11 protein-coding genes and 1 CRISPR repeat array are annotated in these 17,838 nt (G+C 54.5%); of the genes, 2 read left to right on the top strand and 9 right to left on the bottom strand.

The window, feature by feature from the left end; all coding sequences use genetic code 11:
* Positions 1-128 precede the first annotated feature (128 nt).
* Together AC6I6N_RS12005 and AC6I6N_RS12000 are read left to right on the top strand one after the other, a co-directional pair.
* Positions 129-1,973, top strand: a complete 1,845-nt coding sequence (locus AC6I6N_RS12005; RefSeq protein WP_497943531.1) for an ABC transporter ATP-binding protein — start codon at positions 129-131, stop codon at positions 1,971-1,973.
* A 131-nt stretch (positions 1,974-2,104) separates the two neighbouring features.
* Positions 2,105-2,869: a glucosamine-6-phosphate deaminase gene (locus AC6I6N_RS12000; protein WP_094195878.1), complete on the top strand. Its 765-nt coding sequence runs from the start codon at positions 2,105-2,107 to the stop codon at positions 2,867-2,869.
* Here AC6I6N_RS12000 and AC6I6N_RS11995 read toward each other — a convergent pair.
* The 9 genes from AC6I6N_RS11995 to cas1f all read right to left on the bottom strand — a co-directional run bounded on the left by AC6I6N_RS11995 (position 2,822) and on the right by cas1f (position 17,793).
* Positions 2,822-4,252 (bottom strand): efflux transporter outer membrane subunit, encoded by a 1,431-nt coding sequence (locus AC6I6N_RS11995; RefSeq protein ID WP_497943530.1) that lies wholly within the window; start codon positions 4,250-4,252, stop codon positions 2,822-2,824. The genes AC6I6N_RS12000 and AC6I6N_RS11995 overlap by 48 nt on opposite strands.
* A gap of 2 nt (positions 4,253-4,254) precedes the next feature.
* On the bottom strand, positions 4,255-6,213 hold the full coding sequence (locus tag AC6I6N_RS11990; protein WP_321268039.1) for an ABC transporter permease: 1,959 nt from the start codon (positions 6,211-6,213) through the stop codon (positions 4,255-4,257).
* Complete coding sequence (locus AC6I6N_RS11985) at positions 6,207-7,385, bottom strand: efflux RND transporter periplasmic adaptor subunit (RefSeq protein ID WP_497943529.1); 1,179 nt, start codon at positions 7,383-7,385, stop codon at positions 6,207-6,209. The genes AC6I6N_RS11990 and AC6I6N_RS11985 overlap by 7 nt, the downstream gene beginning before the upstream one ends.
* 377 nt (positions 7,386-7,762) lie before the next feature.
* A CRISPR array of direct repeats spans positions 7,763-9,051; the repeat unit is 28 nt; unit sequence TTTCTAAGCTGCCTATACGGCAGCGAAC.
* 129 nt (positions 9,052-9,180) lie between these two features.
* Positions 9,181-9,747: a type I-F CRISPR-associated endoribonuclease Cas6/Csy4 gene (gene cas6f / locus AC6I6N_RS11980; protein WP_497943528.1), complete on the bottom strand. Its 567-nt coding sequence runs from the start codon at positions 9,745-9,747 to the stop codon at positions 9,181-9,183.
* Positions 9,748-9,751: 4 nt separating this feature from the next.
* Positions 9,752-10,771 carry a type I-F CRISPR-associated protein Csy3 gene (gene csy3 / locus AC6I6N_RS11975; RefSeq protein ID WP_497943527.1) on the bottom strand — a complete coding sequence of 340 codons (1,020 nt, stop codon included), beginning with the start codon at positions 10,769-10,771 and terminating at the stop codon, positions 9,752-9,754.
* A 153-nt stretch (positions 10,772-10,924) separates the two neighbouring features.
* Entirely contained in the window at positions 10,925-11,947 is a 1,023-nt protein-coding gene (gene csy2 / locus AC6I6N_RS11970) for a type I-F CRISPR-associated protein Csy2 (protein ID WP_497943526.1), read from the bottom strand.
* Positions 11,944-13,326 (bottom strand): type I-F CRISPR-associated protein Csy1, encoded by a 1,383-nt coding sequence (csy1, locus tag AC6I6N_RS11965; RefSeq protein WP_497943525.1) that lies wholly within the window; start codon positions 13,324-13,326, stop codon positions 11,944-11,946. The genes csy2 and csy1 overlap by 4 nt, the downstream gene beginning before the upstream one ends.
* A gap of 62 nt (positions 13,327-13,388) precedes the next feature.
* Entirely contained in the window at positions 13,389-16,802 is a 3,414-nt protein-coding gene (gene cas3f, locus AC6I6N_RS11960) for a type I-F CRISPR-associated helicase Cas3f (protein ID WP_497943524.1), read from the bottom strand.
* Positions 16,803-16,812: 10 nt separating this feature from the next.
* Positions 16,813-17,793, bottom strand: a complete 981-nt coding sequence (gene cas1f / locus AC6I6N_RS11955) for a type I-F CRISPR-associated endonuclease Cas1f (RefSeq protein ID WP_497943523.1) — start codon at positions 17,791-17,793, stop codon at positions 16,813-16,815.
* Positions 17,794-17,838 lie beyond the last annotated feature (45 nt).

Here is a 17,838-nt window from a genome sequence, read left to right as displayed (position 1 = left end):
CAGGTTTTCTTCAGCCAGGCAGAATGACTGCTGTACCATCAAAAATGGCCGCTTCATCCCCCGGGAGCGGTTTTCTATTTGTCTAAACGGCCCTGTCATCCTTGAGGCCGTCCGCTGGAGCCCATTCGGTGCTGTCATTTTTTGAACGTCGATTAAACCCCTACCCCGAACAACACGTCGCCCCTCCCCCAACAGGTTTTTTCCCCTTCATTTGGGCCTGTACGAAAAATTCGCGTGGCTGGATTGGCTTGATGACCGTGACCTCGATTGGCCTGTCAGCCTACGAAGCCATGCTGTTTGCCCTGCTCAGCTATATCGTGGACTGGCTGCCCTCGATTGAACCTGCCCAGTTCTGGAGCCAGCAAGGTGGCACCCTGTTGACGATTGCCGCTGTTTTACTGAGCAGCGTGGCCCTGATCAGCCTGCATACGCTGGTCATGCACCAGGTGCTGGCCATCAACTTTCCCATGCGTCTGCGCTGGCTGTTTCACAAACTGATGCTGAACCAGAGCATGTCTTTTTACGCCGACGAGTTTGCCGGTCGTATCACCACCAAAATCATGCAAACCGCTCTGGCGGTACGCGAGACCCTGTTCATGGCTGTGGAAGTGGTTGTGGGCATGAGCGCCTACCTGATCGGTATTCTGATCCTGGCCGGCAGCTTTGACCGTTTGCTGATTCTGCCCTTTCTGTTCTGGCTGCTGGGCTACGCATTAGCCTGCGTCTACTTTGTGCCCCGTCTGGGCAAAGTCGGGGCGGAGCAGGCCGATGCCCGCGCCTTGATGACGGGCCGCATTACCGACGCCTACACCAACATAAACACGGTCAAACTGTTTGCCCACACACGCCGCGAAGCAGACCACGCCAAAAACGCCATGCGCCGCTTCCAGGAAACGGGCCATGCCCAGATGCGCCTGATCAGCCTGTTTGAAGTGACCAACCACGTCCTGGCCACAGTCTTGCTGATCAGCTCGGCGGGCCTGGCCTTGTATTTGTGGTCGATTGATCAATCCACTGCCGGTGTCGTGGCGGCCGTCATTGCCATGGCATTACGGCTGTCGGGCCATTCCCATTGGCTGATGTGGGAGCTGACCAACCTGTTCGAGAACGTGGGTACGATTCAGGACGGCATCAATACCTTGACGCAAAAACCCACCGTGGTGGATGCACCCGATGCCAAGCCCCTGCAAATCGAGCAAGGCCGTATCGAGTTTCAGGACGTCAGCTTTGCCTACCGCGATAAAAGCCGTCAGGTTATCGACAAACTCAACCTGGTGATCAAACCGGGCGAACGTGTTGGCCTGATTGGCCGTTCAGGCGCGGGCAAATCCACGCTGGTCAATCTGCTGCTGCGTTTCCATGATGTCGATAGCGGCACCATCCGCATTGATGGCCAGGACATTGCCCATGTCACGCAAGACAGTTTGCGTGCTGCCATTGGCATGGTGACGCAGGATACCTCCCTGCTGCACCGTTCCATGCGCGATAACATTCTGTATGGCCGCCCCGATGCCAACGACGAGTTGCTGCATATGGCGGTAGAGCGTGCCGCCGCTGCCGACTTCATCCCGCAACTGCACGACCGCCAGGGCCGTGAAGGTCTGGACGCGCATGTGGGCGAACGTGGTGTGAAACTGTCCGGCGGACAGCGTCAGCGTGTGGCCATTGCCCGCGTCATGCTGAAAGATGCCCCCATCCTGTTACTGGATGAAGCCACCAGCGCACTGGACTCCGAAGTGGAAGCCGCCATTCAGGAAAGCCTGAACACCCTGATGCAAGGCAAAACAGTGATCGCCATTGCCCACCGCCTGTCCACCATTGCGGCACTGGACCGCTTGATTGTGCTGGATCATGGCCGCATCATCGAGCAAGGCAGCCACCAGCAATTGCTGGAAAAAGGCGGGTTGTATGCCCGTTTATGGGTTCGTCAAAGCGGCGGATTCCTGGGAGAGACCGGCAAACAAGATGTCTAAGCCGGTGTCACTTGCTTGCAAAAAATACTGACGTTACGCTTTTGTCCCATTAGAATCTCGAAAGATCAAACTTCGCCGTGCTTGCGGCGAAGTTTTTTTTCAACTTATTGAGCCATACGAAGAAAAAAATCATGTTTTTAGTCTTCCCCGATTCCGCAGCCATTGCGACACACCTGAGCGCCCGTCTTCAGGACATTATTCGTCAGGATCCACAAGCGACGCTGGGTCTGGCAACCGGGGGGACCATGGAACCCATTTACGCCCGTTTCGTGCAGGACGTGCGTGACAATGCGCTGGATGTGTCCAAGATCAATAGCTTCAATCTGGATGAGTATGTCGGTTTATCTGCTGAGCACGAGCAAAGCTACGCCTACTACATGCACCAGCACCTGTTCAGCCAATTGCCTTTTGATGCCGCGCGCCTACACCTGCCCAATGGCCTGACCAAAGAACTGGAACAGCACTGCCAGGACTACTCTGCGGCGATTGCTGCCAGCGGTGGTGTCGCCTTGCAACTGCTGGGCGTGGGCACCAACGGCCACATTGGCTTTAACGAACCGGGTACCCCTTTTGACAGCCGCACGCATGTGGTGGCCCTGTCCGAGCGCACCCGTATCGACAACAGCCGCTTTTTTGACTCCATGGACGAAGTGCCAGCATCGGCCATCACCATGGGGATTGCCGATATTCTGAGCGCCCGTGAAATTGCCCTGGTGGTCACCGGCGAGCACAAGGCTCGCACCATGCTCAATTATCAGGAAGGCGGTATCACGCCCGAGCTGCCGTTCACTGCCTTGAAGCAGCACGCCAACACCCACATCCTGCTGGACGAGGCCGCCGCCAGCCTGCTAGACCCCAGCCTGTGCCACCGTCCCCTGATCAGCCAGGCCGCCTGAACCGGCTTGCCAGCCCCCGCCCAGCGCTCTGAACAGCGCCGCGCGGGACTGCAAACGCGACTGCATCAAGCTGACGCGCACATCCTGAGCGGCGTACAAGGTACGCTGCGCATCCAATAAAGACAGCAAGGTTTCCGAGCCGGAGCGATAACGTGCTTCGGCCAGTTGAAACGCTAGCCTGGCTTGCTCCCACTCCAGTTCCATGATCTGCGCCTGAGCATCCAGGCTATGCAGTTGCGCCAGCACACCTTCCACATCCATATAGGCCTGCACAATGGTCTGACGATACTGCACCAGCCACTCCTGCAAACGGGCGTCGCTCAAATCCTTGCTCGCCTCCAGACGACCCGCATTGAAGATAGGAGCCACCAGTCCACTGATCAGGCTGTAGACCGGATGGCGCAAGCTTTCTTCCCAATGATTGCCCGATGCCCCTGCCCGCGCACCCAGAGTCAGGCTGGGATACAGGGCAGCGCGCGCCACCCGCACATCGGCATGCGCCGCTGACAATTGGGCCTCGATGCGCGCAATGTCAGGACGTTGCGAAAGCAGTTGTGAAGGCAAGCCAGCCTCCAGCTCCGGCACCTGCAAACTGGCAATATCTTCCTGCGGTTCAGGCATGATTTCAGTACGGCCCAACAAGGTCGCCAACTCCACCCGCGTGCGCATGGCCTGCTCTTCAAGCACAAACAGTTTGCGCTGTTGCGAAGCCAGCAATTGACGTTGCTGTGCCAGCTCCAAAGGCGAAGCCGCCCCCGCCTGCAAGCGGGCCTCCAGCAAACTCAACAAGCGTTGTGCAACGGCCAGGTTTTGACGGGCAATGGCGACCCGCTGTTTATCACCCAGAGCCTGCAAGCTTAAATGCACCACCTGCGCCTGCACACTGACACGCAGCACGTCCAGCTCGTAATTCGCCGCCTGAGCCAGGAACACGGCGCTGTCGGCCTGAGCACGATGGCGCCCCCACACATCCAGCTCGTAGCTCATGAATACACCGGCCACATATTGCGAGCGAGAGTCTCCATGCGAGGAAGAAAACGGCGCATCTCTTTGCACAGACAGATTGCCCTGCAATTCCGGCAGCAAACTGGCTCCGGCAATGCGTGCCTGGGCCTGCGCCTGCAAGATCCGGGCCTGAGCCTGACGTAGCACCGCCACATCCTTCAAGGCTTCCTGCATCAGACTGTTCAAGGCGGGGCTGTTATAGGCGCGCCACCACTGCGGCTCCACCTGGGTCAGAACCGGGTCAGAAGCCACCTTGCCTTGTTGCTGATAAGCCTGGGGCAGCGTCGGTGCTGTCTTGTCCAGATCAGAGGACAAGGAACTGCACGCTTGCAGCACCAGCATGCTCATGGCCCCTGCTATCCATCGGTACTGAGCCATGCTTACTCCCCCGCCAAAGCCTGAACGGGGTCCAGTGCGGCCGCCGTCCGTGCGGGCATATAGCCAAAAACCATGCCCGTCACCACGGCGCAGCCAAAGGCACCCAAAGCAGCCCGCAAGGAAAACACCACATCCACCCCTCCAAAAATCAAACCAATACCTACCACAGCCCCCACCAGCACACCCAGGCAGCCACCTGTGATCGTCAACAACACCGCCTCGGTCAGAAACTGGCGCATGATGTCGCTTTGTCGCGCCCCCGTGGCCATACGTATGCCAATTTCCCGCGTGCGCTCACGCACCGTCATCAACATCACGTTCATGACGCCAATACCGCCCACCACCAAAGACACGGCGGCAATCAGGCCCAGCATCATGCTCATGGCCTGACGCGTGGACGCCTCGGCCTGCAAGCGAGCCGCCGCATTGCCGATTGAAAAGTCCTCGCGCCCACCGTGACGTTGTGTCAGCAACTGGCGCATGTCCTGCTCCGCTTCCAGAACGGTCGCGCTGTCCCGCGCATCAATCACCACATAATCGGGTTGCGTCTGAGCCTGATACACACGAGCACGCGCCGCGTGGTAAGGCACAAACACCATATCGTCATAATCCTGTGCGCCTGAGTCGGCACCGCGCTCCTGCATCACCCCGATCACCTCAAAAGGCGAATTACCGATCAGGAGCTGCTGCCCCAAAGGCACATCCCTATCGGGGAAGAAATGCTTGGCGGCACGATGTCCCAGCACAACCAGAGGGGCCAGATCCCGGTCCTCGGCATCGGTGTAGTAACGGCCTTGTGCCAACTGCCAGCGGTGAATATCCGGCATGGTTTCATTGGCGGCAAACACATACACCTGCCGGTCCACACGGCCCCTGCGCACCGTAATGGGATCACCAATCACCGGCATCACACGCCGTATCAGGGGCAGTTCACCGACCGCCTCCAAATCGTCCTCGGTCAGTTGTCCTTTGGGCAAACCATTGGGAGGCGAGGAACTGCTCAAGTACATGATGGTGGTGCCCATCGTGCCCATCTGATCCATCACCCGCTGACGTGCGCCCTCGCCCACGGCCAGCATGACAATGACCGAGGCCACCCCAATAATCACCCCCAGCAAGGTCAAGGCGGTGCGATGCCGGTTGATCAGCATGCTGCGCAAGGCACTACGTGCCGCATCCTTGATTTCCGAGAGCCAGGGCGAGCGGCGATGCGCCGACTCCGTCAAAGGCGGCTTGGCCCTTGTTTCCTGGGCCGCATCGGGGCGGCTATCGGACAAGATGCAGCCATCACGAATCTCGATCACCCGGTCCGCCATCGCAGCCACTTGATGATCGTGCGTAATCAGAATGATCGTGTGCCCGGAATCCGACAGCTCGCGCAACAAAGCCATAACTTCCGCACCGCTACGTGAGTCCAGCGCACCCGTGGGCTCGTCGGCCAGAATGACTCGGCCACCGTTCATCAAGGCACGGGCAATGGACACGCGCTGCTGCTGACCGCCAGACAACTGATTTGGGCGATTGTCCAGCTTGTCCGCCAGCCCCAGACTGCTGAGTAATTCTGCGGCACGTGCAGCACGCGCGTCCTCGTCCATGCCCGCATAAATAGCGGGCATCTGCACGTTTTCACTGGCCGTTTCGGTAGGTATCAGGTGATAGCCCTGAAACACAAAACCAAAGGTCTCCCGCCGCAAGGCAGCCAGCTCATCCGCGCTTAACTGTGCAACATCCCGGCCTTGGAACAGATAAGTGCCGCTGCTGGGTTTGTCCAGACAACCGAGCAGGTTCATCAAAGTCGACTTGCCCGATCCCGACGCCCCCACAATCGCCACAAACTCGCCCGGCTCAATACTCAGGCTGACATCGAACAAAACCTGCACAGCCGGTTTGGTGCTGGGCGGGCCACCATAGATACGGCAGATGTCGCGCAGCTCAATCAAAGACGGTGCAGCCCCTACCATTGCAACCACCGCCAGCCACGCTCAGCCGCCACCACGGCCAGCACCACCTGCTCACCCTTGGTCACCCCATCCAGAACCTGCACCTGGTGTCGATTGCGCACCCCCAGGCTGACCGGTTTTTCCTGCAGCTTGCCTTGCTCCAGCACAGGCACCTTGAAGGCATCGGGACCGCGCTGCGGGTCAGGGCGCAAGGCCGCCAAGGGCACCAGCAAAGCCTGATCGGCACGATCAATTTCAAACAGCACCTGCGCGGTCATCTGCGGCATCAACGCGCCGTCTTTATTGTCCACATCAAACAGCACCGTATACATGATGGCCTTGGTGGCGCTCGGGGTGGCTGCGGCGGTTCCTTCCTGCGCGCTGCCCTCGGGCGCCGGCAGGACCTGCCGCACCGTAGCCTGCCATTGACGCGCCTGTGTCTCGCCCTGCTCACCCAAGGTTGTAAAGGTCACGGCCATACCCGGTTTGATACGGCGGATATCCGCCTCGGACACGCTGGTCCACACCGTCATGGTGCCCAAATCGGCAATACGCAAAATAGTGGGGGTTTGATAAGTGGCATTCAGTGTTTGCCCTTCACGCGCCTGTACACCAATAACGGTGCCACTCATGGGTGCGTAAATGCGCGTGTAGCCCAATCGGGCCTCGTCCGCTTTCAGCGTGGCCTGAGTCTGCTCCATCTGCGCTTGCACATGGGCAACACGAGCCTGAGCCGTCGCCAGATTTGCCTGGGCAATCTGTATATCCTCCTGACGGCTGGCCTGCTGGCGTTCCAATTGACGCTGTCGAGTCAACTGCTGGCGCGCCAGTACAAGCTGCGCCTGCTGCTCGGCCAACTGAGCGCGAAACGCCGCTAGCGACGCGCGGCCTGCATCGACCGAGGCCTGTTGCACACTGGGGTCAATTTCCACCAGCAACTGGCCCTGCTCAAGCTGATCGCCCGGCGCAACCGGCAACGCCGTAATCTGCCCCGACACCTGTGCCCCGACGTCCACATAGCGACTGGGCTTCAAGGTTCCCACCGCCGCAACGGTCGCGCGTATATCGCCTTGCTCTACGGCTACCGTTTCAAATTGCTCTGACGAGCGCCCGGCCTGTGCGGCCAGCGCCCCCAATACCAGCACCGCCACCAGGGCGAACGCCCAGCGACGCTTCACTGCTTTGGACTTCATACATAATCCCGTGGATCTACACCCGCCCGGCTCATGGCGGGCAGGTGATCAAAAAATAATAGTGGTCAAAAAGAAAGGGGCTTGCTCACCCCAACACTGGCTCAACGCGACTTAACAACGGGCCTAGGGCCCTGGCAAAACGGCGCAACAGGGGGGCAAGGAAAGAGATCCTTTTTCAGGCCTTCCCTATAAAGACGTTTGAGAGCCCATTTTCCGGACATTTATTTTGTAAAAGTTATCGCGGCAGGCTTGGACGAACCGATATAAGGCCGAATCGGGCATGCTCAATGAACATGGATTTTGCTGCCGATTTTCAATAAGAAGCGAAGATTGCACACAGCAAACGTCGTGCTGACGCTCATGCCCTTAAGGTTGAATTTCTAAGCTGCCTATGCGGCAGCGAACTGTCGGCTATGTACGTCGATATGGCCTAAGATTTTCTAAGCTGCCTATGCGGCAGCGAACGCCGTTCCAGACGTTAAATTCCATGATGTACTTTTCTAAGCTGCCTATGCGGCAGCGAACCTGAGCCTGACCCCTGCCGACTGGCGGGAGTGTTTCTAAGCTGCCTATGCGGCAGCGAACTTGATGACGGGCTACACAGACCGCACAGTGATTTTCTAAGCTGCCTATGCGGCAGCGAACGTTATCAGCAATCTGGACATGGCTGGCATCAATTTCTAAGCTGCCTATGCGGCAGCGAACGGTTTTTGTACATCACCGTGATTACGTCTGCTTTTCTAAGCTGCCTATGCGGCAGCGAACGGCCTGTGCCGGCAAAGCAACAACACCGTCATTTTCTAAGCTGCCTATGCGGCAGCGAACGACATTGCGCTGATACTGGTCGGGCAGGACCATTTCTAAGCTGCCTATACGGCAGCGAACGACTTTTCTGTCCTGACAGCTGGCCCGATCTGTTTCTAAGCTGCCTATACGGCAGCGAACTCTGGCACAGTACGCCAATCACGTCACGTTTATTTCTAAGCTGCCTATACGGCAGCGAACTGGTTCCCTGCTCAGTCTGGGCTGAGCCTGAATTTCTAAGCTGCCTATACGGCAGCGAACACCCCACCACCGCTGCTTTCCGCCGTGGATACTTTCTAAGCTGCCTATACGGCAGCGAACTTTAGACTTACCTGCGAAGCCTGAGATGTATATTTCTAAGCTGCCTATACGGCAGCGAACTCTTGATAGCGGAAAGAGCGGTCGGCGGTGTTGTTTCTAAGCTGCCTATACGGCAGCGAACTTCATCCAACGCGCGTCCGGCTCTGGCAGCTTTTTCTAAGCTGCCTATACGGCAGCGAACGGTGAAATCCGTTTCTCGATTTACGTGCCGATTTTCTAAGCTGCCTATACGGCAGCGAACGTGGCCCAATGAATGACAGCCTCGCCTGCGTGTTTCTAAGCTGCCTATACGGCAGCGAACAGTAATCCACCACGCTCTACATTGCCCATTTTTTTCTAAGCTGCCTATACGGCAGCGAACGCAACGGGGCGGTTGCGTTGACAGGGACTTGTTTTCTAAGCTGCCTATACGGCAGCGAACCTCTCCGACCTCTGGAGCTGGGCTTGGATTGATTTCTAAGCTGCCTATACGGCAGCGAACCTGGTGACTGCGATGGTTTGGCATCTGGATGTTTTCTAAGCTGCCTATACGGCAGCGAACTAGAGGAAAAAAGCCTGAAAACACTGAATACTCAGCACTTTCAGACTTTTTCACCTATTAAACCCTTTTTTTAGACAAAAACATAAGCCATTGATTTAAAAGAAAAATTATTTCCACTGAAAATTAGGGTCAAAACCAGGGAATGCTAGCCTGCGCACTTAGCCCGTAAGCATTGAAACATCCAGCCGCTGCAAGCGGCTGCTCCAGTCCCATTTCCAGGAACAGACAAAATGTTTGTGCGGTACTTTGGCTGCGCATCTGTATAAACGGCAAGTTTGGCTGCTGTTGAACACATTCAGGAATCGCCGCCAAAGCTTGATCTGCTGTCTCACCATGGCGCTTCATACGCCTGCGACGCAGCCGATCAACATTGGTTTTGAACTGGCGGCGATAAACGGTTCGATACGTCGCCCCCTGCGGAACAGGACTCGCTTCTTTCAGATCAATATGATCACGCATCCCACGTAACCACTGGGTTTGCTCAAGGCTCTGCAACTCTGACAAGGAACCATGAATCCGCATTACTGCACCCACTGTGCGAGGCTTTAGGCAATAACCCGGAAAGCTGACCCCCAGGCCCTGCGTTCCCATTATTACCAGGGCCCGATGCAGCTTGGCATATAAGGCGCCCATCAAATGAGCCGCACTGAACTCCGGGTCAGGCAGTATGCGAATTTCGATGTAGTGCGTACTCATCGGATTAATGCCCGGCATCGCCAAAGACACCCCCACGGATCAAGACAGCCATGACAAAATGCTGTTGTTCCAAAGCGGGAACCTTGTCTTTCAACACCCAATTATCCAGTAAGGTGTAAAAATCCAGGTGTTCTTTCGGCTGACGGTACGCCTTGCCTTGAGTCGTCACCGAGCCATACGGCTCCACCGCGATGGGCCCTAACTCCTGCGCACCGGGATACCAATCATCAATGGTACGAATGGCGTTGCCAATTTTTTGTGAGTGCATCGCCGCCACATGATTGACTTGATAAAGCGTCCGGCTTTTATCGCCTTTGCCCCGTTCCAGGATCAGTTCCTGGGAAGGAAAAACCTCCTGCCCTTCCCCCAGACGCACATAAGCACGAATACGCAGCAAAACATGTCGTACCTCAGACAAACCTTGGGCGATCCATTGCGTCAACGCCTCTAACTCTGGGGCCTGTCCCTTTTTATCGAACTGACGCAAGCTCAATTCCAAGGCGTCAAACGACCAGCTCTGACTGGCCTGGCCCTGCTCAAGTAAATCGATAACAACCTGGACCTGCTCAGCCCCAATTCGATTGCGCCACAAAAACCGGCCATTAGCTAAGTTATGGGCATAACGGCGTGCCAACTCCTCAAAGCCGTTGTTCTGTATATAACCCTGCACAACCTGCTCAAGCTTGGCCTGATACTCAACGTTATTGCAGGCCGACGGCAATCCCGCGCCAGACAAAATACGTAAAGTAAAACTGACCTGCAAAGTGTCACTGTCTGGTGGCAAGGCTGCGACATCCACGGTTTGCAAATTAGGCTTTTCAATAGCCGCATCCAGCTTGGCTGGGTCTTGATCTTTTGTTTTAAGTCGGTTGGAGATCGTCCCTCGGACGGACTTCTGACTTATAGCAAGCGTTTGCCAAGCCGCCTGCTGATTCTGATCTTGCCAACTTCCTGCATAAAACAGAGCATCAGACGGGTCTATTTTGCGCTCAAATGCTAATACGGATGCGGTCTTCAAAGACATAAGAACTACTCCAGAATAATTCGTAATCAGATTCAGTACAGGCCAAAAAGAACACAGATAACATACCGTTTTTTATGACCGTCCAAGACACTTATCGCCTTACTTACACACTGCCAGCCCACACTGGAATTCACGCTAAACCTCTTGCAAAAACTACGAGGCCCAATCAAACACCGAGTCATCCAAAACGGACAGGCTTGACTCAGTTTCCAACTGAGGAGCCTGATACGCATTGCAGCAAAGATAACTTCCCGCAGGCTCTTGATACTGGGCATACCAGAGCAACTCGTCTGGGTGATTTAAATGGTGAGGGCCAAGCCATTGCCCAATTGAATACACACTTTCCACAAAGCGAAAAGGCGTGGATATGTCACGGGCATTCAAGACCGTCCCAGACTCCTGCAATGGTCCTAGTGCCCGATAGCCAACAGGAATCGGCACAATCCAACCCTCACGATCGTGTTGCCACTTGACCGATCCATCTTCCATTTGCTGGCTGCGGTAGTTGAAGCGCGATAGATCTAACCAAGCATCCAGCAGGCTGGTTTCCGGCTCCTTGTCTTTTAGTGTCGCCCAGTGCGACTGCAACAAATCCTGCCGGCTCACCAAAGTAAATCCGGGCAAACAACGGCGACGCAGCATCCGAAACACCTCTTTGCGCTCCCGCTCATCGGAAGGCCAAAGCATCATGGTCGGATTTCGCTGCCCCCCTTGATGCCCGAGCACACTCCCACCCGCCACACGCATGGTCGCCAAACATTCATCAATCTGTTTCGCCCAGTCCTGCAGTTGCGCTTGCTCTTGACTGGCCAAACTCAAGGGCTGAGCGCTGTCAGCCTGTCCCCTTGCCTGAAAAACAAGGCTAAGCTCCAGATGCATACGCCCCTCTTCGACAATCGCCTGAGTGTCGCCTTTCTTGTCGACAGGATTGCGAGTCAGATTAAAGGTGCTGACAAAACCCGTATGCACCTGTTCCTGATGCGAGTGGCAAACAACGCCCACCTTTTCCAAGACGATAGGGACACCTGCTTTTTCCAGCTTGCGATTCAAGGCCCACATCAAACCCAGAAAAGCGCTCATGGCTGGAAAGCCATGGGTTAAGGGGCTGGAGATCGCGTTGGCGTTTTGAATACGTAAGCGAGGAATCAATAGCAAGGCCTCAATACGTGAATTCATGCCGGCTCCTTCATACTCGTTTTTGATAAGGGCGCTTGTCGCCGTAAGGTCCGCAATTGATCAGCCCAGTAAGTCTGGTCAATTAACAGCTCTTTTTTCCAGTGGCGATACTCAACATCGCCTGTAGGTAGATAACCATCCAAACGCCCGTTAATCCAACGGGCAAAGCGCTGGCCAATTTGATCAGGCCAGTCCATCCAAAACCATTCGGCCCGAAACTGCTGATCTGCCTCAGTCCTGAAAACCTCTTCCTGACGAACTCGTTCAATATCCAACCAAAGCTGCTCTTCACGAGCAAGCTGACAACGGCTATCCGCAGTCCAACCGGCAGGCCAAGCCATGCGTAACTCAGCTGCAAACGACACAAGCTCATCAATCAAACGAACCAAATAATCATCAACGCGATCACGGGTTTCTTTAATGGGCTTAGGCTGACTTTGTAAGAAACGTCGCAGACCAGCTACTTGTTGGCGCACTTCCTGACGCTGCATGACTAGGGAGTCAAAAATAGAGACCACTGCCCACGGGCTAGGAGCGGATCGGGATGTCCAGCGAGGGGGTAAAGAACTCAGTAGATAGTTGACCCCGCCGCGCTCGCTATTTAACTGAGAAATATTTTGCGGCTTAGTACCACCCAATTTGCGCACGGCTAAATCGGGATACCAACGCACAGCATGTTCATGCATCACTTTGTCGCGCTGTGCTTGTCGAGCTTGCTTGATCTGTTCGCCAAACCGATCCTCTTGAAGCACGGCGTGAACCGCATGCACCAACGAAGTAGGAAACAACGGAGCAAGCAAATGATATTGGGCGTCATCGCGACAATCTTCGCCCACTAACCAATACAGTTGCTTAGCCAAGACGTGGCTGGACATGGATTGTCCATTGTCCTGAAGCAAGCCCAAAAAGGCATCCCGCCACTCACGAGCCTGTTCAATATCTGAGCAAAAAGCCGCCAGCACGGCGGGATCATCCGCTTGCAAGCGATCCAGAATACTGAGCCCATCCAACTCCAAGCGGAGAAACTTATACACATCAAGCGCGGCGGCATTACCGACCACATCACTGGCAAATCTTTCATCTAACACATGGCTGCCAAGCTGAGCCAATACAGGTAAAGCCGTCGGATCCACATACAGACTCGTGCCACGCGCATCAGGATGAATGGGTTTTAACGCATGCGTCACCGCCTGAATCTGCTTAACCCGCCGAGCCGCATCCGCCAACCACGTCTCGACTTGATACTGAGCGATCAAATCAGGGCGCTTAGGGTCGTCCTCGGCCATTTTTTCTAATTTGGCCGCTAAGCGACCCTGGATAAAGCGCTGAATCAGCGCTCTCCACCGTCCTGTTTCTCCAGCCCTTACAGATTCATTCACACTAACTCTCCTGACAATCAAGCGACTGTGCTGTTAATACGGACAAATACTCGACTAAGCGTCTATCTCTTCCGACTAAACCCTAAGGCCTCATTCCAAAACCACCCATTTTCACTCGCCCCTACTGATACCATCCCAAACTTGTAGGCAAACGCCTCTAGGGACATATCCATTTCCTGCGCCTGACGTTGCATCAATTCTTCCAGGCTCTCCGTTTGCCATCTACTCGTGCCTTTACCCTCTGGCACCGCCACGGCATGCTTCAAGCTTGCATCAACAGACACATACAGCTTTCCTCCATACCGCTCTTGATCCTGCACTTTATGCAGCCGCAAGACTTCGTCTTCATCCGGCAAAAAAACAAGTTCCACTTGTTGAGTAGTTTGTTCCCTGAAGGGTTGCATTTGCTGTACAAAGCCCAACAAATGCGCCTGCGGCTCCGCCCAAAAACTGCTGGCATTCAATAAAGAGAATGAAGCGGGCGCCGAGGAATTCGCTTCGTTCGGCAACATCAGCGTCTCCAACCGCGCATGCTCCAAATCGACCAAGCTCTTGCCAGGTTCCCGTTGCGACAGAGCACGCGGCAATATTCGCGGACGGGCATCCACAGGAAACTGATGCTTCTCATCCAGCAAAGGCTTGAGCACATCTTCCAATAAATGACTTTCCAAAAGATAGGGTCCACCTGCTTCAAACCCTGGCCGACAAAAGGCGGGCTTACCCTTGCCTGCGTCGAAGTGCAATAAATTAGCGTTGCACAGCAAAATATTGGGTTCACTAGGTTGTAGATCACTTCGATGCCGGAGCACTCGACCCGCTAACTGAATAATGGATCGCATAGACGAGGGTTCAACCAAAGCCCAGTCATAATCGTGATCTCGACCGACTTCTGTCACCGGCGAACCCAACACAACAAATAGATGGTCCTGGGCGCTGGACTGGTCCAATGCCTGTCGAACAACGGGATGATCAAAAACAGCCTGTGCTTGCCGTCTATTCAAAACCTGATCCAACATATGCTCGATCGCGGAACGCATCGCTTGTGGATACTGAGAGTGATACACACATAAATGCAATTGGACGCCACTAGGCATCCCGGCTTGATGCAAAGCCACCGCCACATCGAACAAAGGGTTGATGTTCGCCATACGCACTAAGCCAAAGCTCATTCGCTTGCCGCTGTTAGGGTCTTGGCAGTGATGCGCCTTATGCAGCTTGAACATCCCTCGCCGTGCCACCTCTGCAAACTGCTTACGCCGCTCCTGTTTGGAAAGACGGGCCATATTTTTAGGCAAAGCCAATAATTCGGCCTGGCGTCTGACGACTTGGCAATGTAGCGCTTGCACCCGCTTCTGTATAAATACTTGATGTTGAGCTGCAAATTCTTGACCCTGCCAACACGGTGCATACGTTTGATGAAACTCATCTATCCAAAGACACGGAATAGGCCCAGACATCGCAGGATTCTGTCCCCTATTGCGCTCAAACCAATGACGCCCCGACGCATAGGCTAAACAAAGCCCTTGAACCAAAGCCGGAGGCAAGGTCGCGGAAGACAAAAGAACGCGGGCCCCCAACAAACCCGCCCAATGCACCAAACGCGTCAAGGCGGGGAGATCAGCCAAATCAAAATCGTCCGGCTCATCCAGAACCAGGTCTCCCGTCAGCAATCGCAGCATAGGCGCAATCTGTCGCCCACCGCGCAAGCTCTCTGTTGCGGGAGTCAAATGATCAATCGTGCACACCAGCAACGGAGCACTTAACAACTTTTGCGCTCCCGGCTCATGCGCCAACTGTTTTAAGGCCGGATGATCGGTGTTGCTCTCATAAATGACATGGCTACTTTCATCGATCAGGCTTTGTCGAGATGCAGAACCGCTATGCTCGGCCAACTGTTCGTAATATTCAAACAAGGCTTTCTGACTAGAGCCCCCCACTTGAATGGCCAAGGCGTCCTCATCCAAGCCTAAATCCGTCTGAAAGCTGCGTCCGGTCTGCAGCGTTAACGTACGCAAACCAATTGCAAACGCACAACGCAGCCCTATAGCCGGATCAGCCAGCGCATTCATCATGCGAGCATTGGCCAAGGTTTTGCCACAACCCGTTGAAGCCATATTGACAATAAACGCACCGCGATCCTTGGAGGCTTGCCGTACCGCCACGGCCAAGTCTGCGGCCTTATCCTGCCAACGAAACCGAGCCTCAGCACTACGTTGTTTCAGTTTTCGATGCGCAATCAAATGGGGCAATTGCCCTTTTAAAGACGGCAAGCTATACACCAGCTTTCCAGCCTGATACTCCACCCCCAACAAATGCTCGTCTAAGGGCTGTAATAATTGGCCTGTCGCTCGATCTGTGTTGGCATATAGAGGAAAGTTTTTCTCGCCCTGAAGTCGATACTGCTGTTTTTTCAGACCCGAGTAATAGTGATCCGCCAGCATTAGCGACAAGCGCGACAAGTGCATCACATAGGGGTCATGCAGCATGTCTTTCCCATTCAAAACATGCTGCTGCAAAGCCTTCGCAAAACGAGCTGCCCGTTGCCTCCACAACCAGGTACGCACAGGTAAGCCATGCGGGAAATGCCAATACGGCTGACAGCGCTCAAGGTCTTGAGTATCCGTATGTTCAGGCCAAGGCTCATTCCAATCCGCATCCACCCTATCCAGCAAACGTTCTATTTGCAGCGCACTGCCGCTGTAAGGCTTTTTCCCATGCCAATGACTGCGCTCTGGATCGGGATTCAAATCGTCGGGGCAAGCAGGTAAACGGTGATGCGTCAAAACCAGCCAGGCAATAGCTTGTGCCAAAGGGGGCAAGCCAGAGCCATCTTGCGCAAAAGGTCGATGTTGTGTTGCATTTTTATCTAGGCCATCTTTAAACAAAGCATGGTCTGATTCACCCAGCCATATTTGCTCAAATGCCTGAGCATCAGCCTGTTTTTGCCCAGCTTGTATCAAACGAATCAGCCAGGCTTGATCGTCATCCTTACCCACAAACGCCTGAAACAGACGCACCGACACCCACTCATGTCGATAACGATTCTTCTCCGGTAAAGAACCAGGTCTTAAACGGTCCTGAAACGACTGACAAGATTTACCCAAATCGTGCAGCAAGGCCGCCAAGCCAGACAGCAAATTGATCAGCGACAGAGTGTGCCAGTTGTTCTCATCGGCTTGACGCAACACATCCCGGGCAGTGGAATGCGTAGGCACTGCGCCATACTCATTAAATTGGCTGCGATTGCCCACCACCCACAATAATTCGGTGTGATCCTTGGCGCGTATCCAGTGGCACGCAACGGCTGTATTTTTTCTTGCTGTTTGCCGCAGCAATTTGCGTAAGGTGTCCAAACCTGCCTGAGTCATTGCCGTTTGCCAGGTACGTTCCCCTCTACGCTCTGCAAACTGATCCAGGATACGGCGTGTTTGTGCCAAGGCTTGTTTTGTACATTGCGACACCAGCAAAATATTCATGCCTGCCGCCCTATGAATCGACGGCAGCGGCTGAAATACGTGTCGCAATGTCTTTCAGGCTATCAATCATAAAGTCTAAAGATTCACTGCGTGTCAGCGCCTCAATGCAGTGCCGCCGAAACTCCTGCTCCTGATCGCCACGCATCGCAGATAAAAACGCCTGCGGCAAAATAATGGCATCCTTCACTAAATCAGCCGCATCAAACACCAAGCCACCTCGACGCGTTTTACCATGCAATACAGCCAAACCATGAGGCAAGCCCAACACCCAACACGCGGTAGCACCCAGACCATAGGCCAGATAATTGCCATGATCTAAAAAGCGATTAGCGGGGTCCAAACCCTGTCCTTTTTTGACTCGGGAAAACTCGCCATATTGCACGGCATTTGCTGCAATACGAAACAACGCCTTGCTAAGTCGTGCCTCCTCAGTTAAAACATGGGCGAGGTCAGGAGCATATTGCAAAGAAGATGCACTTTTTTCTAATAAAGCATCCAGCTCGGACAAAGGCGGCTGAAAGCCCATCTCCTGTATTTCTCCGCGTCCCCACTGAGATCGCAAGAACTTCAGTCGCAAGCTCTGCAATCTCAAAGCGGCCTGCAAGCGTAAATCCTCTTTAAACCAAAACTGCACCCAAGCCTGCACGTATTCGGTGGGGCGATACTCACTTTGAGGATTCAGCCATGCCACCTCTACGTCCATGGGAGTACCCGCAAATAAAGGAGTCCCCCCTCCACCACAAAACCCCACAAGCACTCCTGCCTTGGCCAGCTCCCGCATAGCTGCCTGGGTCAAAGACGTTCCGGTTCCCAACAAAATGCAGGTGGTATTGGCAATCGGGATATTCCAATACAAAGCCTTTTTTCCTGCGTCGGTTACGTACTCGACCCGCCCGCCATTAAGCAATACACGGCAATGCTCCAAATAATAAATATTGGCACGCTTAGAATGCAAAATGGTTTTCAAGTCGGAGGCAGCGATAGGATCCATAAACCAGCTTGTAACATCTTATTTTTTATTTTTCTATTAGATGAA

The organism is Alcaligenes sp. LTN-3, from assembly GCF_059735605.1.
This window is presented reverse-complemented; position numbering and strand designations above follow the sequence as displayed.